This is a genomic window from Mycoplasma sp. SG1 (assembly GCF_023612375.1).
GTDB lineage: Bacteria > Bacillota_I > Bacilli_A > Mycoplasmatales > SG1 > SG1.
Genome location: NZ_CP076852.1, coordinates 254,604 through 281,287, shown reverse-complemented (window position 1 = coordinate 281,287; position 26,684 = coordinate 254,604). Strand labels below are relative to the sequence as shown.

The 26,684-nt window shown below is 26.4% G+C and carries 22 protein-coding genes and 1 pseudogene; all 23 read right to left on the bottom strand.

The window, feature by feature from the left end; genetic code table 4:
* Nucleotides 1-18: 18 nt before the first annotated feature.
* Nucleotides 19-552, bottom strand: a complete 534-nt coding sequence (locus tag JRW51_RS01415; protein WP_250328905.1) for a C-5 cytosine-specific DNA methyltransferase — start codon at nucleotides 550-552, stop codon at nucleotides 19-21.
* A gap of 246 nt (nucleotides 553-798) precedes the next feature.
* Nucleotides 799-1,530 (bottom strand): hypothetical protein, encoded by a 732-nt coding sequence (locus JRW51_RS01410; protein ID WP_250328904.1) that lies wholly within the window; start codon nucleotides 1,528-1,530, stop codon nucleotides 799-801.
* A 169-nt stretch (nucleotides 1,531-1,699) separates the two neighbouring features.
* Nucleotides 1,700-3,325, bottom strand: coding sequence for a DNA methyltransferase (locus tag JRW51_RS01405; protein WP_250328903.1), 1,626 nt, complete (start codon nucleotides 3,323-3,325; stop codon nucleotides 1,700-1,702).
* 40 nt (nucleotides 3,326-3,365) lie between these two features.
* Nucleotides 3,366-4,769 (bottom strand): site-specific DNA-methyltransferase, encoded by a 1,404-nt coding sequence (locus JRW51_RS01400; RefSeq protein WP_250328902.1) that lies wholly within the window; start codon nucleotides 4,767-4,769, stop codon nucleotides 3,366-3,368.
* 514 nt (nucleotides 4,770-5,283) lie between these two features.
* On the bottom strand, nucleotides 5,284-6,918 hold the full coding sequence (locus JRW51_RS01395; protein ID WP_250328901.1) for a P-loop NTPase fold protein: 1,635 nt from the start codon (nucleotides 6,916-6,918) through the stop codon (nucleotides 5,284-5,286).
* A gap of 80 nt (nucleotides 6,919-6,998) precedes the next feature.
* On the bottom strand, nucleotides 6,999-8,669 hold the full coding sequence (locus tag JRW51_RS01390; RefSeq protein ID WP_250328900.1) for a site-specific DNA-methyltransferase: 1,671 nt from the start codon (nucleotides 8,667-8,669) through the stop codon (nucleotides 6,999-7,001).
* A gap of 249 nt (nucleotides 8,670-8,918) precedes the next feature.
* On the bottom strand, nucleotides 8,919-10,043 hold the full coding sequence (locus tag JRW51_RS01385) for a hypothetical protein (protein ID WP_250328899.1): 1,125 nt from the start codon (nucleotides 10,041-10,043) through the stop codon (nucleotides 8,919-8,921).
* A gap of 43 nt (nucleotides 10,044-10,086) precedes the next feature.
* Nucleotides 10,087-11,835 (bottom strand): site-specific DNA-methyltransferase, encoded by a 1,749-nt coding sequence (locus JRW51_RS01380; protein ID WP_250328898.1) that lies wholly within the window; start codon nucleotides 11,833-11,835, stop codon nucleotides 10,087-10,089.
* Between the two features lie 379 nt (nucleotides 11,836-12,214).
* A complete protein-coding gene (locus JRW51_RS01375) occupies nucleotides 12,215-12,820 on the bottom strand; it encodes a hypothetical protein (RefSeq protein WP_250328897.1) in 606 nt (201 codons plus the stop codon).
* A 22-nt stretch (nucleotides 12,821-12,842) separates the two neighbouring features.
* On the bottom strand, nucleotides 12,843-13,787 hold the full coding sequence (locus tag JRW51_RS01370; protein ID WP_250328896.1) for an alpha/beta fold hydrolase: 945 nt from the start codon (nucleotides 13,785-13,787) through the stop codon (nucleotides 12,843-12,845).
* 221 nt (nucleotides 13,788-14,008) lie between these two features.
* Nucleotides 14,009-16,348: pseudogene (gene secA / locus JRW51_RS01365) on the bottom strand (preprotein translocase subunit SecA); the annotation flags it as partial.
* 158 nt (nucleotides 16,349-16,506) lie between these two features.
* Nucleotides 16,507-17,367: an ABC transporter permease gene (locus tag JRW51_RS01360; RefSeq protein ID WP_250328894.1), complete on the bottom strand. Its 861-nt coding sequence runs from the start codon at nucleotides 17,365-17,367 to the stop codon at nucleotides 16,507-16,509.
* Nucleotides 17,325-18,476, bottom strand: coding sequence for a hypothetical protein (locus JRW51_RS01355; protein ID WP_250328893.1), 1,152 nt, complete (start codon nucleotides 18,474-18,476; stop codon nucleotides 17,325-17,327). The genes JRW51_RS01360 and JRW51_RS01355 overlap by 43 nt, the downstream gene beginning before the upstream one ends.
* A gap of 2 nt (nucleotides 18,477-18,478) precedes the next feature.
* On the bottom strand, nucleotides 18,479-19,795 hold the full coding sequence (locus tag JRW51_RS01350) for an ABC transporter permease (protein ID WP_250328892.1): 1,317 nt from the start codon (nucleotides 19,793-19,795) through the stop codon (nucleotides 18,479-18,481).
* 14 nt (nucleotides 19,796-19,809) lie between these two features.
* Nucleotides 19,810-20,340, bottom strand: a complete 531-nt coding sequence (locus JRW51_RS01345) for a hypothetical protein (RefSeq protein WP_250328891.1) — start codon at nucleotides 20,338-20,340, stop codon at nucleotides 19,810-19,812.
* Nucleotides 20,341-20,443: 103 nt separating this feature from the next.
* Entirely contained in the window at nucleotides 20,444-20,656 is a 213-nt protein-coding gene (locus JRW51_RS01340; protein WP_250328890.1) for a DUF1146 family protein, read from the bottom strand.
* Nucleotides 20,657-20,659: 3 nt separating this feature from the next.
* A complete protein-coding gene (gene atpC / locus JRW51_RS01335) occupies nucleotides 20,660-21,070 on the bottom strand; it encodes an ATP synthase F1 subunit epsilon (protein ID WP_250328889.1) in 411 nt (136 codons plus the stop codon).
* Between the two features lie 9 nt (nucleotides 21,071-21,079).
* Nucleotides 21,080-22,549, bottom strand: a complete 1,470-nt coding sequence (gene atpD / locus JRW51_RS01330; RefSeq protein ID WP_250328888.1) for a F0F1 ATP synthase subunit beta — start codon at nucleotides 22,547-22,549, stop codon at nucleotides 21,080-21,082.
* A 33-nt stretch (nucleotides 22,550-22,582) separates the two neighbouring features.
* Complete coding sequence (atpG, locus tag JRW51_RS01325; protein WP_250328887.1) at nucleotides 22,583-23,488, bottom strand: ATP synthase F1 subunit gamma; 906 nt, start codon at nucleotides 23,486-23,488, stop codon at nucleotides 22,583-22,585.
* Between the two features lie 9 nt (nucleotides 23,489-23,497).
* Nucleotides 23,498-25,117, bottom strand: a complete 1,620-nt coding sequence (gene atpA / locus JRW51_RS01320; protein WP_250328886.1) for a F0F1 ATP synthase subunit alpha — start codon at nucleotides 25,115-25,117, stop codon at nucleotides 23,498-23,500.
* A 17-nt stretch (nucleotides 25,118-25,134) separates the two neighbouring features.
* Nucleotides 25,135-25,698, bottom strand: a complete 564-nt coding sequence (locus JRW51_RS01315) for a F0F1 ATP synthase subunit delta (protein ID WP_250328885.1) — start codon at nucleotides 25,696-25,698, stop codon at nucleotides 25,135-25,137.
* A gap of 29 nt (nucleotides 25,699-25,727) precedes the next feature.
* On the bottom strand, nucleotides 25,728-26,312 hold the full coding sequence (locus JRW51_RS01310) for an ATP synthase F0 subunit B (protein ID WP_250328884.1): 585 nt from the start codon (nucleotides 26,310-26,312) through the stop codon (nucleotides 25,728-25,730).
* A gap of 30 nt (nucleotides 26,313-26,342) precedes the next feature.
* Nucleotides 26,343-26,666, bottom strand: a complete 324-nt coding sequence (atpE, locus tag JRW51_RS01305; protein WP_250328883.1) for an ATP synthase F0 subunit C — start codon at nucleotides 26,664-26,666, stop codon at nucleotides 26,343-26,345.
* Nucleotides 26,667-26,684 lie beyond the last annotated feature (18 nt).

Genomic DNA, 26,684 nt, shown 5'->3' with positions numbered 1-26,684 from the left:
TACCATAACTCGCTTCATTTAAAAAAAATTATTTAAATCTCAAAAATCTTTTTTATTCAAGGTTATATATTTTCAAATTAAAGAATTTTTAGGATTTTCTATATATCAAAATTTAGGTTTGTATTTCTTAATAAGTTCAATGGTATTATTAATACATTTTTGTCCTAATTTTGCTAAAAATAGTTGTGTTTCTGCTTTTAAACGTCTTGTAAAACCACTTTTTAGTTTTTCAAACTCCTCCACACTTCTTAAAACTATCTTATTTAATTCTTTATCATATTTTCAAAATGTAGTACCACCACCCTTCATATTCAAAACACAACTAAAAGATTGACATAATGGAGAAGCTACAATAATATCGGGTGCTGGAAAATTTTTAAATATTTCTACTATATTATCTTGTGATAAATCGATTTTATAGTGATGTTTTCTGGTTGGTTTGGTAATATCAAAAGTATATACTTCATACATAGATAAAAGATTATACTTTTTCAATGAATTATAAACACTGTTTTGTCCACCACCAAATAAATCTCAAATTATTTTTTTCATTTTTTACCTTTTTAAATATAAAAATTTATTAATGTATTTAAATTATAAATTGTATTTTTTTCAACATAATTTTTTAATTCATTTAATTTATTAATGTGTTTATATGCTCCAATTATTTCTTTATATTTTTTAATAACTAAACTTTTATTATTTTTTTTATGTATTGAAGAATGACATAAATTGCACAAAGGTATTAAATTTATAGGATCATGAATAATATTTCAATTTAATAAACCTTTTTTACTTTTAAAATATTTTTTTTGGAACAAAATGATGAATTTCATAGCATTTTCTACCTATTTTTTTATATTCTTCTCAATTTATATTGCTTTTACAATATTCATGACCGTTTGTATCATAAAGTGAACAAATTTCATTAAAAAGTGTTGCTACATATTCTTTAGTTTTTTCTGGAATATTTGGATCTAATTTACTATTTTTTAAATTATATGGGTCGAATTTAGTGCTATTAATTAAATCTCAAAAAGTTATAAATTTATCTTTATCAAAATTATTATCAATTGAAGTATAAAAATAATATTTAGTTTTTTCTCTTACATTTTTTGTTTGTATAATATCATTTTCATAAGAACCTAAATTTATTAATTCAGAGTAATTAAAATTTATAAAACTATTACCAACATCATTTTTAAAATTATAACCATAAAAACTTTTACCAAAAAAAATTAAATATAATATTTTATTTTCAATTTTTATAGCAGAAAGAATACAACAGTTTGAATTATTTTTAACATGTGTTAAAAAATTATCATTTCTAATTCTTAATTGTTCTGGATTTTTTTCAAGACACATTGAAGTTATATTTACAATTCAAAAATTAGTTTTTTCAACAAATCCAATACTAATTAATTTTTTATATATTTTGGAATTTTTTATAACATCATCATTAACTTTATTATTTTTTAAAAAGATTTGGAATATATAATATAACTTTTTTTCATTAAATTTTTTTATCATACTATTTTTTACTTTCCATATCTCTCGCCTATTTACCTCAAAATTTTCACCACTTTTTTTTCTGAGTTCAATATCTCTTTGGTAAAATTATTGACTTTTTCAGTGATATTTCTAATTTCATAAAAAATTATAACAATGTTTTATGTTTTGTTATATTAATCTTTGATTTCTATTTTGTTTTGTTTACAAGGAACGATGTTGATAATTGATTATTAAGAACACGATCATTAAATTTAAATTTTGGATTTAGTTTAATTAATTCAGATTTAACTAAATCTAAAAGATAATCTGGATCTTGATCAATCCTAAAATCATGATAATTTATTTCAAAAATATTTACAGTGTTATTTACAAATGGTTCAAATAACTCGCCATTACTGAAATATTTTTTAGAATTATCTTGATTATTATTCTCAATGAGTCTTAATAAATCATTATAAAAAGTTTTGTTTAAATTTGGATCTTTATTGTTTGAAATAAAAAGACATTTTCTTATGTAATTATCTTCTTGATTTAATTCCATAACTGCTTGTGCTAGAAAGGTCGTATCTGTTTTAAAATCAAGGATAAAAATACTTTTTTTAATTTTTTTTGGATCAAAAGAGCGAATTATTTTTTTTAATAATTGAATTAATTTTAAGCGATTAAAATTATCAAGACCCAATGACTTGAATTTATGATTATTTTCTGCATCTTTGGGAGACTCGATGATACTTCTTAACTTTCATAACTTATGAACGGGGTTACCTTTAACATCTATAAACTGATAACTTTTTCTTGCAGCAGATCATCGTTTTTGTTTGTTTTGACGAAAGACTATCGAGCCATCTTTGAAATAGTCATCATATGTCGATTTGCTAATCATTCAACGTCAATCATTCCGCGGTTTTTTGTTTGCTTTTCTTTTAAGATGTTCCTCTTTAGATACGTGTCCAGGATAAATTAAAGTTCCATCAGGAGCTTGAATTGGATAATCAAGCGATGGAGTGTAATCTAAACTACCTGCCTCAAAATGTTCTAAATTATATTTTCCCCGTTCTTGATAATGTTCATCTTTATACTTAAAAGCTTCTTCTGGTTTAAGAGACCCTTCTAATAAAGATTTTTTTTTGTTTTTACCATAACAAGCTATATATTCATGATCGACTGATAAAGCTTCATATTCTTTGTTTAAAGATGGACGAACCAAAGTAGCAATGAAGTTATCTTCGCCAAATATCTCATCACATAAAACCTTTAAATAAGCATATTCACTTTCATCTATTGAAATAAAAATAACCCCTTCATCGGTTAAAAGATTTTTGGTTATTTTTAATTTTTCCTTTAATTGATTTAATCAACCGTTTGCTTTGAACTTATTTAAATGAAATGTGAATAAATTCTTATTTTTAAAATTTTGTTTTTCATCTTGTTTTTTATTGACAGAAGAAAGGTTAGTATAAATAATGTCAATTAATCCGGGTCTGCCTATTTTTGGTTGAAATGCTAATTGAAGATTTTTTAAAACTTCAAGATTGTTGCCAAAAATCAAACTATGATCAATAGATCCAGAACCTATTTTTCGATAATTTTTAGACTCTTGAATAACAGGGATGTTATCTTGTTCAACTTGAGGAACTTTATCAAAAACAAAACCGGTTTGAATAATTAAAGTTAGATGCTGGATAATTTTATCATCTACTTCATTATTTTTACTAACTTTTTCTAAGATGTATTTTATTAATTTTTTTTGCTCAGCGGTTAATGATTGTCGTGCAAAATTATTAATTTTTCTACATGCTGTTTTTAAATCCATCGAATCTTTTTTTTGATCTTTTAATTTTTAAACCTTTTTTTTATTGATTTTTATTTAAATATTTATGATAAGGATAAAGTGAAGATAAATCAGAAGTTAAATCTATATCTTTAAATTTTGGATTTGGATTTAGTTTTCTTAACTGCTCTTTAACTTCTTCTAGGATTTTATCTCGATCTTTATCAATTGTGTTTTGATCAATATGGTTTATTTCAAAGATATTTACAGTGTTATTAGTTAAAGATTGTTTAGATGATGTATATTTTCATTTAATTTTTTGATTCTTAGTACCTTTCCCATTTATAACACGATAAAGTCGTTCATAAGTTATGTCTTTGGCTATATTGTTTTCGTTGTTAGTAACAAGAATAAATTTTCTGTTACCTCCATCTTCTTCATTTAATTCCATAACAGCTTGTCCAGTTGTTCCTGATCCTGCAAAAAAATCTAAAATGATAGAATCTTTCTTAGAAAAAACGCTAATTAATTCTTTGATTAAATTAACTGGTTTTGGATAGGGAAATAAATTAATTCCAAGATCTTTTAAATTTTTATTACCAGTGCTTGTCGTTACGGTAGCTAAAGTTTTTAATAAATTCTTAGATCTTAATAAGTTTTGGCACTTTTTAATAAAATCTAAATTATTTCTTTTTTGTTGTAATGATGAGGTTTCTTGACAATTGGAGTAACAAATTATATATTCATGATCAACAGCAACAAGTTTAACATCATTACCTCCCCCACGTCGTGCATGTCAAACTAAAGATGAAATAAAATTGTCAGCGCCAAATATGTCATCACATATTATCTTTAAATAACAAAATTCACTATCATCAATCGAAATAAAAATAAGGCCATCCTTTTTTAAAAGCGATTTAGCTAATCTTAGTCTTTCATCCATCATGTTTAATCAACCGGTTCTTTTGTATTTATCACGATAAATAAAATTACCAAATGATGGTTTTTTAGATGTTTTCTTGTTGTTTAGTTTTAAAAAATCCTCAGAATATGTTTCTTGATCTTCCTTATAATCATTACCATCTTCTTTTGTTTTTTGAGTATTGTAAGGAGGATCGATATAAATAAAATCGATTAAACCACTCTTGTTATCATTTTCTGAATTTGAAAAAATTAATTTAAGATTTTTTAAAGCTTCGTAGTTTTCACCAATAATTAAACTATGACAAGGTCCATTTGTTCCTATTTTTGGATAATTTTTAGATTCTTGAATAACCGCAATATTATCTTGATCAACTTCAGGGGCTTTATCAAAAATAAATCCGATTTTAACAATTGGTAAAATAAGACGAAATATTTTTTCATCTACATCGCCGTTGTCTTTGAGTGTTAAGGTTAAAATATCATTTACTAATTGTTTTTTTTCAGGAGTTAATAAATCTATAGAAATATTATTGATTGTTTTTAAAGCTTTTTTTAAGTCCATAGAATTATTTAGAACTTATGTTTTTACATTAACACCGGTGATAACCAGTATTTATGCTATTATAACAGGGTAAAAAATATTAAAAACTTCAATATATGATAATATTTATCCTTTTTTATATATTATGTATAATTTTTAACCAACGGGTTTTATGAAATTAAGATTAATTTTATAAGTTAATATTGATTAATCTTATTAAGACCAATTGTTTTAAACGGCATTGACAGTCTTATCCAAAAAATGAATGGGGACATTTTTTATTAATTTATTTCTAAAATTTTTAAAGATCTGTTTTTATTAAAATATCAAAATGTGCAATAAATTCTACTGTTAATTTTACTTTTGAGTGCTGATGATTTAAATATACAAATTTAAAATGAATAATTATTAAATATAAAAATAACCATTATCATCCGTATTTTATCGCTTCTAAGCGTTAAATTAAATCCGAAATCTTACTTATCTTTGATGTTTTTGTTTTGATTTAATTTTAATCACGTTTTAAATGACAAAACTAATTAAAACGATCAAGTATTGAATCTTTAATTAATTTACTAATTTTAGAGTATGTAATTATTTTTAAATGATCATTCCCATTTGAAAAGAATGAGAATGGAATTTCTGATTTTATATATCTAAAAAAAATATTAAAAAAACATTTTTTATGAGTTGGAAAATAATATAGCAAATATTCTTTTTTGATAATAACAATATGTAATTGATTGGTAGAGCCTTCTTCTATGGAAAAAATTTGACTAATATTATCTGTTGTTAAATGGGAGCCAAAAAATGGAATTAAACCAAAAAATCAATTTTTTAAATTATTATCATTAAAGCGATCATTCAAAAAATAATCAAGCTTAAAAGGCGTATAGTTTATTCTATCGATGGTTATATAAGGATCATCAGTGTTTCGACCTTTAGTAATTAAAGATTTAATTGATGTTTCCAGTGGAAACTTATCTGTATCTAATATAGCTTTCTTCCTGTATTGAACAATAATATTATTTATAAAAAGATGTAAAAAATTTGATTTTAATAAATGACTGTCTGTTAACTTTATTAGTTCTTTATACTCTTTATTATCCTCGTACTTTAAATAATAACAATAAAAGATTATCAATTCTAAGTAATCTTTTTGTATGCTGATAATTTCTGCTTCTTTTGAATTTGATTTATATTCTTTAAAAAGAACCTCAAATTCATTCTTGTTTTTTAATGAGTTAAATAAATTATTTACCTGAATAATTAATTTAATGTTCAATTTTAATGAAGAAATATTAACTTTGTTACAAAACTCCTTTATATATTTATTGTCAGTAAAATTGTCTATAAATATCTCTGGATATATATTATCTAAATCCAATTGAATAGGGAATATTTTATCTGTATACTTTTCATTGTATGTTAATTTCAAAAGGTTTATATCTAAATTACCATTTATATGTTGATTGATCAATTTATTATTAGAAACAACTATTCAAAATATATTTGTTACTTTTCAAAAAATATTTTTAATAATGGATAAAATTTTTATTTGGTTCTCTGGAGTACATCTTTCCAATTCATCAAATATAAACACAATGGATTTGTTTTTTGTATTATTGTTTAATTCTTCTATATAACCATTTATGAGTTCGTCTATCCTTGGGGGATGTTTTATACGACTATTTTCTTTTACCTTTTCATAAGTATACGATCCAGAAAGGTGGTACCAAAAACTTTTCAACACCAAAATACCTTTTTTGGTTATTTTTTCTCCGCTGGTTGTGCTTATTTTATCTTTTTCATCGTATACAGAAGTGTCTATGAAATTTATAATATCAAGAATAACTCGTGCCGGATCAACATACAATTCACATTCTCATAAATTTAGTATTTTAAAATTTATATCATCGCTTGGATAAGATTTTTTATAATATGTTGTTAAGTTTTGAATAATAGTTGTTTTGCCTGAACCTCAACCGCCATTAATATTAAAAACATTATGAAAAGGTTTGCTGTTAGGTGCGTTTTTATTTTTAAAAAAATCATGAATATATTCGTTAATAGGGCGAATAACATAATCAATCATCGATATTTTGTCATTGTGTTTAGACAAGTTATCTATCGGATTTATTGATAGTATGTTGTTATTTTCAGTAGCCATATGTTGTTTTTCCGTTTCTTCTCTACGTTTGAACTTATTAATTAAATTGATTATAAAATATTGATTTAAAAAAATAATAATTAAGATGTTTCTAAATCTTTGATTTCTGTTTTATTTAGTTTTGATTTATCATAAGGAAAAAGGGATGATAAATCGCGATTTAATCGAAGATAATTAAATTTTGCATCTGGATTCAATTTAATTAATTCCGATTTAACTAACTCTTGAAGAATATCAGGATCTTCTTTGTTGCTACATGGATAATGATTGATTTCAAAGATATTTACAGTATTGTTAGTTAAAGATGGTTTAGTAGATGAATATTTCCATAGAATTTCTTGATTCTTAGAACCCTTTCCGTTAATAGCACGATAAAGCCGTTCATAAGTAATGTCTTTAGCAATGTTATTTTCGTTGTTAGTAACAAGAATAAATTTTCTGTTTCCCCCATCTTCTTCATTTAATTCCATAACAGCTTGTCCAGTCGTTCCTGAACCTGCAAAAAAATCTAAAATGATAGCGTTTTCGTTATTCACTTTTAATTTAATTAATTCTTTAATTAAAGATAGTGGTTTTGGAAAAGTAAATCATTTATCTGATGAATAATCAGAAAACATTTTTTTCATTTCTGAAGAACCTTCTAAATTAGCAAATTTATTTAACATGAAATCGCCTGTATGAAAGATAAAGTTCTTAGGTTTATCAACCATTTGATTTTTATAAGGTCCTTTAAATTCAAAAGTTGTATCTAAATACTTTTGAACCCTTAACTGATTTTTGGAAACAACTAAAATACCAAGTTTAGCTGCTACTTCCATTCTTTCTTTATTTCATAACCAAGTATTTTTTTTACCATAAGAATCGATAGGTTTATATATTTTGCCTTGATATTCAAAATCATAATCTCCACCTTTTGAATATCCTTGTGATTTGCTTGCTAAGATTGGAGATGTATCGCCTTTAATATATTTACCGTTTTTATCTTCTAGTATTTCGATACCTTTAAATGATCTTTTTTTGATTTTGTTAAACCTATTATCAAAAGAATAAACAAGAATATAATCATGCCCTTTACATAAATCTTTATCAACTCCTCCCCCTCTTCCGATTCTGGTTAATCTCGGGATTGCTGTAACAAATTTATCTTCTCCAAAAATTTCATCGCATAATACTATTAAATAACCCAATTCACTATCATCAATCGAAATAAAAATAACCCCATCATCTTTTAAAAGATCCTTGGCTATTTTTAATCTTTCGTGCATCATATTTAATCAACCGGTTTGTTTATATTTATCACGATAAATAAAATTACCAGAAGATTTTATATCTTCTTTGTAATCGTTTCCTTCTTCTTTAGATTTATAAGTATTATAAGGAGGATCGATATAGATGATATCAATTAATCCTGTTCTTTTTCCGTTTTCTAATTTAGAAAAAGCTAATTTAAGATTTTTTAAAGCTTCATAATTTTCGCCAATGATTAAACTATGATTAACTCCGTTTGTTCCGATTCTTTTAAAATTTTTGGATTCTTGAGTAATAGCAATATTGTTTTGATCTACTTCAGGAGCTTTATCAAAAACAAAACCTGTTTTGATAATAGGTAAAATAAATTGAAATATTTTATCATCTATTTCACCGTTATCAGATGTCTTTCTTAAAATAATTTCTGCTAATTTTTTTTGTTCACTATTAAAAGATTGTTTTGCAATATTTTGAATTTTTTCTATTGCTTTTTTTAAATTCATAAAAAAATTATAACAGACCATTATATTATGCTTTTTACATTTACAACATAAAACAAAAGATTTTCTTTACAAATAAAAAATAAATTGATCTATGATTTTTAATCCGTTTGTTTTATTTGTTTATTTTTAAAATTTTTTGTATATTATCTCGCGTTACTATATACCTAAATAAAATAAAAAACCAAAAAAATTATTCTGGTTTTTTAAAATTGAATTTATAAAAAGTGTAAATTTTATTTTATTGGAATTTTAATATTTAAAAGATACCATGCTATTTTTTACACCAAAATTACTTGGGTTATTTTTGTATTGTTGTCTTTTTGAAAATGCTCCATGTTTTTCTAAAGAGTCAATCATATTTTTAATTCAATTAGGGTTAGTTTCATAATCACTTCGAAGAAAGTAAATGTATCCTTTTTGATACCCCACATTATTAATTCAACAAGATATCATAATGCTATTAAAAAAATCTAAAAAAACTTCTGCCTTTCTTTCTTTGTTAAATTCTTTTTTTACTATATAACATTCATCAATAATATATTTTTTTTCATCTATATTATCTATGTTAGTAACAACTCTAAAATCTTTTAAGTTATCTGTTATTTCTATTCGATAATTTTTTTTTATAAAAAATATAATTCCTAATCCTAAAACTGGAAAAATAAAAAATAAATCTCCATCGTTATAAATAGGGGGGTCGCAAACAAAACGACAAAAAGTATGATTCTTTAGCGAAAAAAAGCAAGAATTATATTTTGAAAAATCTAAAGTTTTTTTGAACTCTTCGAATTTATCATTAAAACTACCTTCTTCGGACAAAAAACAATCGTTTTTTAAACTTGACGCATCAGCGAAGTGAGTAGTAACAGATTGATCTCTGCTAATTATTTCGATTTTAGAAATAGGTCTATACATACAAGATCTAAAAAGATTCAATCAAATAAAATTACACATAGTTTTACTATATTTTGTGAGGATAACGCTCTTGAAGAAATTAGTTAATCATTTAACCGATCTTTCTTGTTTTAGATTTTTATCGATTTGATCGTATATTTTGTTTACAAAATCGCTTTCAATATTGGCCCACTGTTTTTCATCCTTTGATATATATTTTTCGCTTTGTTGAAAGGAACATAAACTACTCTTTTTTAGATATTTTTTGATTTTTAAATCGGAATCTAAAATTTCTTCTTCTATTTTATTTTTGTCGTTTAAGTTAATTTTGTAAATCTTTAGTTTATTATTCCCTTCTAACAAACACTTACGCAATCATCTTTCTAAGATGGATTTAGGATAAATATGCGATTGAACAAATTTTCATTCTTCTTTATGTTTTAAATAAACTGATTTATTTTTGTTTGTCGGTTGAAACATATTAATTTTTTAATTGTTATACATAAAAATTAGAACAAAGATATTAAAACTTTTCTAAATCTTTGATTTCTGTTTTATTTAATTTAGACTTATCATACGGATTAAGAGATGATAAATCACGATTTAATTGAATATCATTAAATTTTACATCAGGATTTATTTTAATTAATTCCGATTTAACTAAATTTTGAAGATAATCAGGATTTTCATTAATTCCGCAAGGATAATGATTAATTTCAAAAATATTTACTGTGTTATTAGTTAAAGAAGGTTTAGTAGATGAGTATTTTCATTTAATTTCCTGATTATTAGAACCTTTTCCGTTTATAACACGATAAAGTCTTTCATAAGTAATATCTTTAGCGATGTTATTTTCGTTGTTAGTTACAAGAATACATCTTCTGCTTCCGCTGTCTTCTTCGTTAAGTTCCATAACCGCTTCTCCGGTTGTTCCTGAACCTGCAAAAAAATCTAAAATAATAGCGTTTTTGTTATTCACTTTTAATTTAATTAATTGTTTGATTAACGCCAAAGGTTTTGGAAAATTAAATAATTTTTCGTGCGCATAGTCAGGAAAAATTTTTTTTACTTCTGCTGTGCCTTTATCATTAGTGTATTGATTATCAATTTTTAGCAAATTTTTTATAGAAGAGTTTTTCTCTGTTTCTGAAAAATTTTTGTCTATAACAGGTTTATTTAAGAAAAAATCCATACTATTAAATTTTCAGTTTTCATGTTTACGAACCATTGTATTTTTGTTAGGACCTTTAGATTCAAACTTTCAATGTATATATGTCCGTTGCCTTAACTGTTCTCCGACAGGAACTAATATACCAAGATTTGCGGCTGCTTCCATTCTTGTTTTATTTCATAACCATCTATTCCTGTTTCCGCTTTTATCATTTGGAGAATATATTTTACCTTGATATTCAAAATCATAATCTCCGCCTTTTGAATATCCTTGCGATTTACCAGCTACAATCGGAGAAGAGTCCCCTTTGAAATATTCTCTTCCGTATTCATCTTTTAAAATGTCTGTCCCTAGCATTAATTTTTCTGTTATGTAATTAAAATCAACATCAAAAGAATAAACAAGAACATAATCATGAGCTTTACACAAATACTTTTCCTGACCACCTCTTCCAGTTCTGGTAAGGCGTGGAATCGATGTAACAAAATTTTCTTCTCCAAAAATTTCATCACATAATACCTTTAAATATGAACATTCACTGTCATCAATAGAAATAAAAATAACGCCATCATCGGTTAAAAGATCTTTAGCTAATCTTAATCTTTCGTCCATCATGTTTAGTCAACCGGTTCTTTTATACTTATCACGATAAATAAAATCACCAAAAGATTTTATTTCTTCTTTATAATCGTTTCCTTCTTCTTTTGATTTTTGGGTATTATAAGGGGGATCGATATAAATAATATCAATAAAACCAACTATATTACCTCGTTCTGATCTAGAAAAAACTAATTTAAGATTTTTTAAAGCTTCATAATTTTCACCAATGATTAAACTATGACAAGGACCGCTTGTTCCAATTTTTTTGTAGTTTTTCGATTCTTCAACAATAGCGATATTATCTTGATCTACTTCTGGAGCTTTATCAAAAACAAAACCGGTTTTGATGATAGGAATAATAAATTGTAGCACTTTATCATCGACATCTCCGTTTTCATTACATGAATTTTTTAGTATGGATTCTGCTATTTTTTTTTGCTCAGCATTTAATGTTTCTTTTGCAAAATTTTTAATTTTTTTTAATGCTATATTTAGATCCATAATAAAAATGACTGCCGGTTAAATAGTATAATTTTTAATTATTAATTTTATATAAATAATGTTAATTATTAAATAAAAAAATAAAAAAGATGAAATATATTTATATAAAATTATGCTTTTAACAATTATATAAATTATTCAATCTAATAAGATAAAAAAACGGTAGAAAGTAGAAATTCTAAACTTATAAATAAGTTAATAACCTGTAGTTTCTTTTTTTAAATTTTTCTTAATAAAATTTAAAATATCGTTGTATGTTTGGTCTCTTTTAACGTTTCATTTAAATTTCCTACTTTGTCTAAACAACCTTTTCGTTCATAATTTAAAAATTGCTTTTTTAATAACAAGAGAAATATGAATAAAATAAAATTATTTAATTTTACATTTTTACTCCAAGTTTTTTTAATTCTTTAAAAATCTTTTCATTGTTTTTTGGATCTCAAAAGTTTCAATTGAAAGTATATGATGTTAATAACGGATGAGGAAAACCCAAATTAACTAACCTTTTTATACATTTGAAATAATCTTCTTTTAAAGGTAATACTACTTCAATAACTTTTTCTTTTCATTTGGCTTTTGAGTTTTTATATGAAATACCAGAGTAAATGTCATTTAGCTCGGGGACTATAAAATTATATACTCCGCCAACTCCTACCGCCTCATTTTTATTTTGAAATTTACTAGGATTCTCTCATATTTTTATATGCAAAACTAAATGCTCTAAAAGATTACAATATATCAATCTATCAGCTTTTTGATAATCGAATGGATTTAGTCTTGCATATATTGGTTGCGATAATTGAATCGCTTTATCCTCGTCAATATGATGTATATATAAACCTTCTTTCCCTCTTGTGATTGCTGTGTTTTTTTTCCGACATTCTTTATCTAAAAAATAATCTCCTTTTGGTTGTCCATATTTATTTATAAAGTGATTACAGCATTCATCATACGTGCACTCTAATAATTTTTCTATTTCAGTCATAAATGTTAAATTTCTAAATAAATTAATTAAGCGAGTCTTTTTTTAAATTCTTCTCAATAAAATTTAAAATATCGTTGTATACTTGGTCTTTGATTGTTTCATTTAAAATTTCATGTCTAGCGTTTGGATAAATTTTACTTTCAACGTTTTTCTTACATGTTTCATAAAGATTAACCGTTTGTTTAACCGCTTTACCAAACTTACCGACTGGATCATCGCTTCCTGCAATAACAAGAATTGGGAGATGATCTGGAGTTTTTTGAACATTCTTTTTCTTAGCAATGAATAATAAACCAGAGAAAAGATCTTTAAAACCGCTTGTCGATAAAACATGCCCTGCTAATTTATCATTTTTATATCTTATTTGAATTTCTTTATTAGTTGATAATCATTCTGTGCCAAAACTGTTTTTATTTTGAAAACGCTTGTTAAGTTTTTTAAAAGTTAAGTTATGGATAAAGTGATCGGTTGCTTTTGGGCCTTTTACCATTTGTCTTAATTTAGCAAGACAAATTAAATAAATTAATAAAAGTTCGTTGTAATTTGAGGTTCCACAAAGAATCATCCCACTAATATTTTTACCATAAACAATCCCATAATTACGAGTCATAAATGAACCCATCGATGCACCAAACATAAAGATTGGTTTTTTTGAAAAGGTGTTTTTAATGTACTTTGTGACATGATTTAAATCATTGATAATGGCTTCTCAACCATGTTTTTCTTTAAAAAAACCTAAATCATCTTGCTTTTGAGCGGTTTTGCCATGCCCTCTATGGTCTTCAGCGACAACAGCATAATTCTTGCTAACTAAAAATTTAGCAAAATCATCATAACGAAGGGCATATTCAGCACATCCGTGAACTATTTGAACAACCGCTTTAACATCGTCGTTATCAGGTGCCCATTGATAACAATGTAAAATTGTTCCATCATCTAGTTGATCTTCTCATTCTTTGAATTTCATAAGTTAAATTTGTGATAAAATACTCTCAATTAATCTAATTTTAAAAAAATAGATACTTATTTGTATTATAAAAAAAATAAATATAAAAAAAATAAGTCCTTCTTTTTTGAAGAAAGACTTATTAATTTTTAAAGAAAATAAAAGTAAAATAACTAACTTATTTTGGCTTCAAATTTTGAATCTTGAGGGGTTAAAATAAAGTTTTGATGTTCTTCTTTATGATTGAAGATGATTTGAAGAATGTTTTTAGCAATTGTATCCCTTAACCCTTCAAAGATTTTTGAAGATTCTTCAATAAATTGTTGTAAAGGATTTTTTTGAGCATAACTTCTAAAATGAATGCCGTGTTTTAATCTTTCAATTGTTGTTAAATGTTTAATCCAGTTTTGATCCATAACTTGAAGAACCAATTGTTTTTCAAAACCATCAACTTGAGCTGGATTAACTTCTGAACGAATAAGATAATATTTTTTATAAACTACTTCATGAATTTTTTCTAAAAGTTTTTCAGGAAGTGAAATAAGTGGTTTTAATAAATTAAAATCAAGATATTGATTATTTTCAAGATCAATTCCTAATCTAGCTAAGATAAGTTCTTTTAAAGTATTAAGATTAATAAAGACACCTTCTGGTTTTGTTTCAGCAGATTCATCGATATATAACTTAACCAAATGTTTAATCATATCATCAATGATTTGAGCGGTGTTAGTAGCAATTAAAAATTTGTCCCTTTGTGAATAAATTAATTCACGTTGTTGTGATAGAATATTATCATATTCAAGAAGATTTTTTCTTGTATCATAGTTTAAACCTTCAATTTTTTTCTGAGCATTAGTTAACGCTTTGGTTAATAATTTACTTGAAATAGCTTCATCACCAAACTTTTTAAAAATAGTTCTGATTTTATCACCAGCAAAACGAACCATTAAATCATCATCAATTGAAAGATAAAATCTTGAAATCCCAGGGTCTCCCTGTCTTCCGCTTCTTCCTCGTAATTGGTTATCAATTCTTCTTGATTCATGTCTTTCTGTTCCCATAACATATAAACCACCTAATTTGACAACTTCATCTGAAATTTTAATGTCGGTTCCTCTTCCTGCCATATTAGTTGATAAAGTGATAGCACTTTTAGTTCCAGCGGCTGCAATGATTTCAGCTTCCCTAGTATGGTTTTTAGCGTTTAAAACATTATGCGGAAGTTCTTCTTTTGTCAATATTTCAGAAATCTCTTCAGAAATATTAACGCTAGTTGTTCCGATTAAAATCGGAACTCCTTTGCTGTGGAGTTCTTTAATTTTTTTGGTTATATATTTAAATTTCGCTTGCTTTGAACTAAAGATTAAATCTTTTTGATCTTTTCTAATAATTGGTTTATTGGTGTTAACAACAATAACCCGCATATTAAAGATTTTTCTAAATTCATCTTCTTCTGTTTTAGCGGTTCCTGTCATACCTGAAATCTTTTCATATAAACGGAAGAAGTTTTGATAAGTAATAGTAGCAACGATTTGATTTTCAGGTTCAATCTCAACTTTTTCTTTTGCTTGAATGGCTTGTTGTAAGCCATCGCTGTATGATCTATTTTCCATGATTCTTCCAGTAAATAAATCAATTAACATAATCTTATTATCACGAACTATGTATTCTATACCGTTTTTAAAAACATAGTTAGCCCTTAAAGCGTTTTGAATTAAGTGAATTAATTCACTTGATTCAAATGAATAAATGTTTGGGATTTTATATCACTTAGCTAAACTGTTTTGCCCTGCTTCAGTTAGAAAAACGGTTTTATGTTCTTCATCAACTTGATAATGATGACGTTTTAATGATTTAGCAAAAGAATCAGCTCCAATGTATAAATCACTATCTTTTGCAGTTCCTCCTGAAATGATCAACGGCGTTCTTGCTTCATCAATTAAAATAGAATCGACCTCATCAATAATAGCAAAGTTTAACGATCTAACTTTCTTATCATCGATATTATAAACCATGTTATCACGTAAATAATCAAACCCAAGTTCATGGTTGGTTGTATAAGTTACATCAGCTGCATAAGCTTTTTTCTTTATTTCAGGAGATATAGTTGCAGAATTTAAGCCAACGGTTAAACCAAGAAATTCAAGAACTTTTCTAGCGTAGTTATAATCACGTTCTGATAAATATTCATTAACAGTAATAATATGAACCCCTTTTTTTGTTAGTCCATTTAAATAAGCAGGAAGAATAGCAGTTAGGGTTTTTCCTTCACCGGTTTTCATTTCAGCGATATCACCGAATTGTAAAACAACCGCCCCCATTAATTGAACAAAATATGGATACTCACCTAATTTTCGCCCACACGCTTCACGTGCTACCGCGTATGCTTCGATTAAAATATCATCTAAAGATAATTTATCTTTAAATATTTTATCTCTTAGATAATCTGTTTTAGCTGCAAGTTGCTCATCAGATAGTTTAGCCATCTCATCTTTTAAACTATCGATTTTAAACGCTACTTGTTTAATTTCCTTTAAGATTTTTTTATCATTGTTAAGATAAGCTTTTAGAAATGAATACATTGTTTTTGATAATATTTGTAATAAATAAATTAAAAAAAATTTACTAAGATTAATTATTCGTATGCGTGCGTTGAATAATAAAGTTTTATATATTATAAACCCATAACAATTTAAAATAATTAAACTTAATTTTATTTAATTAAAATTCTTTCATTTGATTATTCTTTAACAGCTTCAGCTGGAACAAAGGTTTTATTTATTTTTCATGCTATCAATTTGTTAACATAGTAAATTACTAATAACAAAATAAAACCAACAATTAAAACCCATCATTGAAATGAAAAAGGGATATATAAATTCTTGCTTGCAAAGAAAACATAGAATAAATATTGAGATAGGAATATGGTTAGAAAGCAAGATAAGACAAAAGCGATAATAACTAAGAAAATATAATAACCGGCGCTGGTTTTTAAAATTTCTTTATCATTGTAACCAAAAGCTTTTAAAAGAACAATTTGTTTTCTTGATTCAATCATAATGCTATTTGTAGTTATCGCCATAATAATTAACCCTAAAAACAACGAAATAACAACAATTAAAATAATTAAATAAATAATAGAAGTTATAACTTTCCAGAATGAATTATGAACTATATCTCAAGAAAATAAACTTGAAATAATCGATTTACCATTTTGAGTAAAATTAACAATTTTTTTATTTCCAAATTGAACTTTTCCACCATTTAATCCAAACTGAGAATAGTCATTGTATGGTTGGTTAACATTATAAGTTGATAAATCATTTGGGGATGTATCAGTAGTTAATTTAGCGTTATAGTATGATGAATATGGTTTATAAGCATAATTACTGTTATTCGCTTTCGTAGGATAATATCCAAAAAAACTCATAAAATAATCTTTATCAATTTGATTTTTTGCTAAATTAAGAATATTTTCTTTATTTCCGAATAATAAAGCTGTAGCAAATTGTGATGTTGTATAAAAACGAGGAAATCCAACATCAGGGGATATTGCAACTACGCTATATTTAACATTTTGGTTAATTTCTTGAATTCTCATATTACCTTCGTGAACCATTTTAACAACGGATTGACCCTTATATCAGTAGGTTGACTGATAGGTAGCATATGGATTGAAACATGTTCAAGGATCTCCTGGTTTGTTTGGAGGTGTACAAATATTCCGGTTGCTGTTTTTATATTTGCTTTAAATTGTGATGGTTCTGCTGGATCTCATTTATTATCACCGTTTTTAACTTGGATTTGATAATATGAATAGTTGAATCTTTTAAGATCACCGGTTTTTAAATTTAAAAGTTTGGCAGCAGCTTTATTGATAACAACAGGCAGATTATTGGTAAAAACACTTGTTGAATTTTCAGCAAATCTATCATAATTTGCAGTTTGATCATTAATTCAATCTGAATTTAATGTATTTTTAATGGTAGAGTTTAATCTTGTCGTTTGAGAATTAACACCTCAAAGACTAACATTTAATTTATTTAAATAAAAAGGAATATTTACAATATGTTCGTCGCTTTTTTTATCAAAAGGGGTTAAACCAAACGTTAAAGCAAAATTTTTATTGTTCATTTTTTGCCTAACAAAATAAGGAGCATTACTTGTAATAACATGTTTAATACATGCACCGACTCCTTTTTTAATATCATCAGGATTATTATCCCCCATCATATTACAAACAATAGGAACCAATAGCGGGTCTTTTATATTATTAAGTTGATCTATGTAGTTATTATTAATCGCTAATCCGCTTAAATAAGCAAAATAAGATGCAACAGCTAGGGAACTATCATTTATTGGATTACGATTTTTAAAACTGGTTTCATCATTCGGGTTATATCATCCATAAGTTGAATATCTTTTAGATGGAGAGGTTAACGGATCAGGAACTTTGTCTTCACCATCTTCACCTCCATAATTAAAAGTTGGTGAATTTCAGGGGTTGGTGTCATAGTCAACATATGATTTATATGGATTTAACTCATTTAACATTCCTGATGAATATTGTTGTAAAGAAGAAGGAATTAGAAGCGAAAATAAAATCAAAACACTTGAAATAAAAATAAGAAAAGCGGTTAAAAAGATTTTAAATTTACTTTTGATAATAAAGGAGTTCCTGATTTTTCTTAAAATATGGTATTTTTTCATATCTATACTCCTTTACGTATTTTTCTTAAAGTTAAACTAGTTGATACAAAAGCGACTAAGATAAAAATGATCGTTATCAAAGCAATGTTAACAATAAAGGATATATAACTAAAACTAATAGTTATCAATGGAATTGTAAACATCGATATAAAAATTTTATAAATTAAACTTTGAAACCCATAACTGATAAATAAAGCGATTAAAAAACAAAATAAACTAAAGATCAATGGGTAAATAGAATAAATAAAGTTAACTCAACTTTTTTTATAACCTAACGCTTTAAAAATCAAGATATTATCTTGATCTGCCTCAATCCGTTTTCTTGTAACAGCTGCAACAACAAAACAAGTAACAATGATAATTAAATAACTTAAAAAATGAGTTGCTATTACTTCAAATTTCATAAAACTATGATATGAATTTATTCGTTCTTGAAAAAATGCATTGTTATAATAATCTGATCTTATTCCATAATACTTTGTATCTGAAGGTGCTATAAACTCTTCACTATTGCTATATATATCTTTTAAAACATCTTTAACCTTATTAAGGTTGGTTTCAGTGTAATTAGATGGGTCATGGAATCTGACTAAAAGTAATTGTTGACGATCAGCTGATGATGAAACATTTAATCTTGCTTCAGAGGGATTAACGTTATATAAAGCTTCAGGGGAAACAAAAATAATTCCATTGCTTGAAGTTGAAGCAACCATATTAATGGGACTTAGCAAAGGATAAGAAAAATCAAAAGAAGTAGCATGCCCTACAACTTTATAGATTGATTTTTCACCAAAAAGATTCGTTAATTGATTATTAATATCTCAATTATTTGCACTTGAAAAATTACCTTCAGTTAAAATCTGATCTTTTTTTAAATTAGAAAAATCTTGATTTTCGCTAGTGTGAATAATAGTATCAACTGCGTTATTATCTCCTCAAGAAAAATGATAACCAGGGGCATAACCAATTGCTAATAGTAATGATTCATGATAAGGAAATAAACGTTCATCACGATAAGATAAATCAATTTTAAGATTTTCTTTTTTAAGATCGGATGTTAATTGTTTAGTAAAATGTTCAACATTATCTATATTGTTGGGCGGTGATTTAAAAAAAGTAACCGAACTGTTTAAATCTATCGAAAACTGTGATGGATTAGATTGAGTTTTAAATTTATCAAAAGATTGATTAAGACCTGAATTGGCACTTAAAACTCCCCAACTAACGCTTAAAGAGGCAATGATTAAAAGAAATAAAGAAAAAAAATGAACTTTATTGCTTCAAATCGCCTTCCATGTATTTTTAAATATATATCACATCTGAAATTTTTTTATTAAATCAAATATAAATTATTTGTTATTTCCTTGTAGAATGTTTTAAATAAAACAAAAATGATAATTTTATAATTTTTAAATTCAATATTTTGTAAAAGTAAACGATAACAGGTCTTGATAGTATTACCTGATGTTCAAATATCATCAAAAATAATAATTCTATTTGTTGTATATTTATTAAATTTAATCCTTTTTAAAATATTGTGTTTTATATCTATTTCTTTGCAAATTAAAGATTTGTTTTTTGCATACGCTTGTTTGTATTTATAGTTTATTTTATCAAAAAGTATAAAATATGGAATATTTGGGAAAGAAACTTGTAAAAGATTTAAGAGCGGATTAGCGTTTAAAATACATAGAATTGAGCGATTAAATTGTTTTTTTAGGTATTTTTGATAACTTTTTAGATAAATATCTAAAGGAAATGGGTTTTTTTTAATCTTTAATTGATGAATTAAAACTTTTGCAACTGGATTATAATCTTCCAGATACCAGATTTCTAATTGCTTATTTATTTTTATTTTTTGCATCATTTTACGTTTAATTTTTAACTTTAAAGTTGTAAAAATTAATACGCAAATAATTATTTTTTTCTTAAAAAATAAAAATAGAAAAACGCCTAAATCTTTATCTTTAGCGAATTGAAAATAAAGTTAAAAGAAACATTGATGATAAATAACCAACCGCTAAAGAAAAGAAAAGATAAATTAAAAGTAAAACATATTTATTTTTAACTTTTACTTTTTGTTCAAGATCAAGTTGATAGACAAGATAAAAACTAAGTGCAAAACAAATAAGCATTACAATAACTGTGATAATATATTTAGTTGAGGGATCAAGCATCATAGTTTAAATATCTTTTTTATCTCTAGCTCCATGAGCTAAATTGATAGCTTTCTTTAAACTTGTTTGAACTTTAATAATTTCCTGTTTTGTTTTAGCAGTTTCAAGTTCTTGTTTGTATAAATTGATCATTCTTTCAACTTCTTTTAAGTTAACATCTTCTTGGAAAGAAACAAATTCACTTAAAATGGTTGCTTGATTATTATAAAAACGGAAGATACCGCCATTAACAGCAATAAGACGTTCTTTTTTATTGCTATCAATTATTTTTAATCAACTGATTTCAATCAAGGCAACAACTTTAGAATGATTGGCATAAACTCCAAAATTACCATTAGCAGTTCTAATTAACAGAAAGTTAATCGCTTTATTAAAAAAAACGCCTTCAGGAGTTATTATTTTAAGATTGAAATTCATTGTTATGCTTTATCCTTTTTTAGGATAATCTTTAAAATAAGCATCTTCTACTTCTTGAAATGAACCTTTATATAAAAAGTATTTTTCAGGAATGTTATCACAATCGCCGTTAATAATTTTTGAAAAACCCCGTAATGATTGATCAATCGTTACAAATTTGCCTTTAATTCCTGAGAACTTCTCAGCTACAAAAAACGGTTGTGATAGATAGTTTCTAATTTTTCTTGCCCTTTGAATTGTGATTTGATCTTCTTCTGATAACTCATCAACCCCTAAAATAGCAATAATATCTTGTAATTCCTTAAATCTTTGTAATGTTTCAATTACTTTCTGCGCTGTATTGTAATGAACAATACCAACATATTCAGGGTCAAGCAATCTTGAACTTGATTCTAATGGATCGATGGCAGGATAAATCCCTAAGGCAGCGATATTTCGGTCAAGAACTGTTTTAGCATCAAGATGGGAAAAAGTTGTAGCAGGGGCAGGATCGGTTAAATCATCAGCAGGAACATAAATGGCTTGAACAGATGTTATTGAACCAGTTTTAGTTGAAGTAATCCGTTCTTGAAGTTGCCCCATCTCAGTTGACAAAGTAGGTTGATATCCAACCGCTGATGGCATTCGACCTAATAAAGCAGATACTTCAGCGCCTGCTTGAGTGAATCTAAAAATATTATCAATAAATAAAAGAACATCTTTGTTTTCTTGATCACGGAAATGTTCAGCAATCGTTAAAGCAGATAACACAACCCTCATTCTAGCTCCAGGAGGTTCATTCATTTGCCCAAAAACTAAAGCTGTTTTATCAATAACACCACCAGCAATCATTTCATAATATAAATCATTACCTTCCCTTGTTCTTTCACCAACTCCAGCAAAAACTGAAATACCACCATGTTGTGATGCAACGTTGTGAATTAACTCTTGAACTAAAACCGTTTTACCAACTCCAGCACCACCAAATAAACCAACTTTCCCTCCTTTAACATAAGGACATAATAAATCAATAATTTTAACTCCGGTTATTAAAATTTCAGTTGTATTTGATTGATCTTCAAAACTAGGGGCTTTTTTGTGAATCGATTGATATTGAATATTTTTTGGTAATGGTCCTTTATTGTCAATCGGATCGCCTAAAATATTAAATATTCTTCCTAAAGTAGCTTCACCAACTGGAACAGAAATAGGATGACCTAAATCAAGAACTTTCATGTTTCTAAAAACACCATTTGTTGGCCCAATTGAAATACATCTAACAACATCATCTCCAATATGTTGTGCAACTTCAAGAATTAAATGTTGATTAAAATCTAAAACTTGTAAAGCATTTAATATTTTTGGAAGATGATTGTCAGAAAATTTAACATCAATAACAGACCCTAAAACTTGAATAATTCTTCCGTAATTATTTGGATCTTTATTAATGTTTTTTGGTGGTTTTGAAGATTTATTTTTTTGAGTATTTGTTGTAATCATAGCGTGGGGTTTGTAAAAATAAGGTAAATTAGATTATAAACTAGCGTTTGCTCCTTCAATAATTTCAGAAATTTCAGAAGTAATTTTGTTTTGCCGTAATTTATTAGCGGTGATGGTTAGTTCATCAATTAAATCATTCGCATTTTGATTGGCGTTTTCCATCGTGTTTCTTCGAATTGCTTGTTCTGATATTTTCGATTCGATTAAAAATCCCATAATCATGGTTGATAAATATTGTGAAACAATATTTTTAAGAATATCAAGAACCGATGGGTCATATAGAGCTACTTGCTGTTTAACTGATTCTTTTAAATTGGAGAATTCTTCTTTAATAAAATCAGATTGAGTAAACGGTAACAGACGCGTAACAGTTGGTTTAAAAGTTAATGAATTAACGTATTTTGTGTAAACAATATTTAAATAACCGATATTATCAGCATGACATTTTTCTAAAGCGGTAATCGCTATTTCATTAGCAAGATTTATATTAATCGCTTCATGAAAACCAATAAAAGAAGCGGTTGGGGTGATATTATAACGTTTTAAAATATCAATACCGTTTTTGCCCAATAAAATAACATGATCAATCGGCCCTTCTTGTTCTAATAAAAGATTGATGATTTGATGATTAAAGGAACCACAAAACGACATATCAGAACAAATAACAATATATAAACTTTTTGGTTTAGTTGGAAAAAATGATTGAAAATGTTGATTTTCGATGTATTTACTTTTAATTTCACGAACATTATTATTTTTTTCACTGAAAATTAAAGAAATAATTTGATATGTAGCATCACAATAAGGTTGATAAACCTTAAGAATTTTTTGAATTTTTTGCAGTTTAGAAGTCGCAATTAACTCCATGGCATGGGTTATTTTGTTAATTGTTTTAACAGAGGCGATTCTTTTTTTTAAAGCGGTTAATGATGCACTCATTTTAGAAAACTATTTTTTTGAAGTTGAATTTGATGATGGTTTGACTAAATTGTTATCTTGATAAAATTGATTATAAAAATTGCTAAATTGATCTAATTTAGTTTGCGGATAATTATGAATTAATTTTAAGTAAGTATTTAAATGATCAAGAATCGCTTTTTTTGTTCCAAGCAAAATCTCTGGTGTGAATTCTGCTTCTTTCGTTAATTTTTGATGAATATTTTGATAGTGATTATGAACATAGTCAAGAAGTTTATGCTTGTAATCTTCAACATCATCAATATTAACTCAACTAATAAATTTTTCTTTTAAAGTTAAAAGTAAAATCGCTTGATCAGTTTGACTGTATGGCGTGTATAGTTGTTGTTTTAAAATCTTTAAAATTTTTTGACCATGTTCTAAAATAACCTGTGTTGAAGCGTCAACATCTGAACCAAATTGAGTAAAAGCTTGAAGTTCAAAATATTGAGCAAGTTCAAGTTTTAAACTTGAAGCGACAAATTTCATCGCTTTATTCTGAGCAGCTGAACCAACCCTTGAAACTGATAATCCAGATGAAATAGCTGGTCTTTGACCAGAATTAAATAAATCCATCATTAAGAAAATTTGACCATCGGTAATAGAAATAACGTTGGTTGGAATATATGCAGAAATATCACCAGCTTGCGTTTCAATAATTGGTAATGCAGTAATTGAACCACCACCGTATTCTTTATTTAATTTAGCGCTTCTTTCAAGTAATCTTGAATGAAGATAGAAAACATCACCAGGATACGCTTCACGCCCTGGAGGTCTTCTTAAAAGTAAAGAAAGGGAACGATACGCAACAGCGTGTTTTGAAAGATCATCAAAGATGATGATCACATCTTTACCGTTTTCCATTCATTCTTCAGCGATTGTTATTCCTGTATATGGCGCTAGATATTGCATTGAGGTTGAATCTGATGCTGTTGATGAAAGAACAACCGTATAATCCATCGCATCATGTTCTTTTAGTTTTTTAACTATTTGGGTAACGGTTGAATTTTTTTGAGCAATCGCTACATAAATACAATAAACATCTTTTCCTTTTTGATTAATGATAATGTCAACAGCAATCGAAGTTTTTCCTGTTTGTCTATCACCAATAATCAACTCACGTTGCCCTTTTCCGATTGGGATCATTGAATCAATGAAAAGAATCCCTGTTTCTAAAGTATCTTTAACCGATTCTCTTGTCATAACCCCAGGAGCTACCCTTTCGATTTGACGGAATTTTTTCGATTTAATATCACCTAAACCATCAATCGGTTGTCCTAAACTGTTAATAACCCTGCCTAAAAATTGATCACCAACCCCAACTTGAACAATATCGCTTGTTCTTGTTACAATATCACCTTCTTTAACAGATTCTTCACTTCCTAACAAAACAACCCCAACTAAAAATTCTTCAAGATTAAAAACAATCCCAAAATTATTGTTTGGAAATTTAATTAACTCGCCCATCATAGCTGATGTTAAACCATAAACCAAGGCGATACCATCACCAAGCGAGATAACTTTACCCTGTTCTTTGATTTCGGTTTTTAAATTAAAAGTTTTTAATTGTTCTTTTATTAAGGAAGTAATTTCTTCTGGTTTAAAACTCATAGATTTATTTTTGTTATTTAATTTGATTTTAAATGGGTAACTGCTTTATTTAAAGAAAATAAAATAGTGTTATCAATTAATGAATTACCGACTTGGATTTTAAAGCCACCAAGTAGTTGTTTATTAACTGATGATGTTATAGTGATTAATTTTTGTTGAAATAGTGGTTTTAAGTTTGGAAAATATTCAAAAATATATTTTTCGATCTTTTTATCATCCATTTTGTAATAGCTTTCAAAAAAGACAGTTTGTTTATTTAAACTAACTTGATTAATGACAAGAATATTATCTAAAATTCTTTTAAAAAAACTTTCACAACCAAGTTTAATGATTAAAGTAAAAAAATAAACAAGATCAGGACTTATTTTTTTATCAAAAATATTTTTAATTATTTTGATTTTTTCATCCCTTGAAATTAATAAATCATCTAAAAATTTTTGGAAATTTTGTCCATTATTTGTCGATAAAATATTATTCAATTCTTTAATATCACTAATTAAAGAAGCAGTTTTATTAATCGATTCAAAATGACCAAAAACTGCTTCAGATAAACTTCTAATGTAATTGCTATTTAAAAGCATTAAAGTGTAATATGTTTAAAAAATAAGATTTATTTTTGTTTATCTATTTTTTTAGTATTTTTTGATTGAGATAAATTTTCTTCTGATTTTTGAGCAAGCAGTTTAGCAATAAATTTCTTATCTGCTTCTTCTGAGTTATTTGTTTTAATAAACTCTTTTGATATTTGATAAGCAGAATCAACAATAAAATCTTTTTGCTGTTTTAAAAATTTATTTTTTACCTGCTCCATTTCATTTTTAAAATTTTCTCTTTCGATTTCAATCTCTTTTTTAGCTTTATTAATAATCAATTCCTTGACTTTATAAGCTTCAAGTTTTGAAGATTCAATAATTTGATCAGCTTGAATGCTGGTTTTATCTAAATTTTCTTTAGATTTTTGGACATTTTCAAGTGATAAAAATAATTTTTGTTCTGAAGATTTAATGTTATCTTGAATATAATCATGTCTTGCTTTAACAAACTTTTTAAACGGCTTTCAAGCAAAACGGTAGATAATGAAAAGTAACACAAATAAGGCAATTAAGTGCGCTATCAAAGTCGAAATATTTGGAAATAAATCTCCTTTAATATCTGGAGTTCTGTCATAAAAATTGAAACTAAAAAAATTACCCATTATTGTCTATTATTTTTTTTATTTGTTGTGTTATTGAACAGCAAAGATTAAAATTAAAGCGATTAAAAGTGAATAAATCGCACCTGATTCAGCGATCGCTGCTCCGATAATCATGATTGTTCTTACTTTGTTAATTGCATCTGGGTTTCTTCCGATTGATTCACATGCTTTACCAGCTGAAAACCCTTGTCCAATCCCAGCACCAAGACATCCTGTTGTAGCCATCCCGGCCCCTAGAAGGGCTAGTCCTCTATCAGAAATGTTAACTGTTAAAAAATTACCAAAACTAATATAGTAGGGGGCTAAAAAGTTAAGGACATCAGAAAAATTTTGATGTAAAAAGAAATATTTCATAAATAAATATTTGTCTAG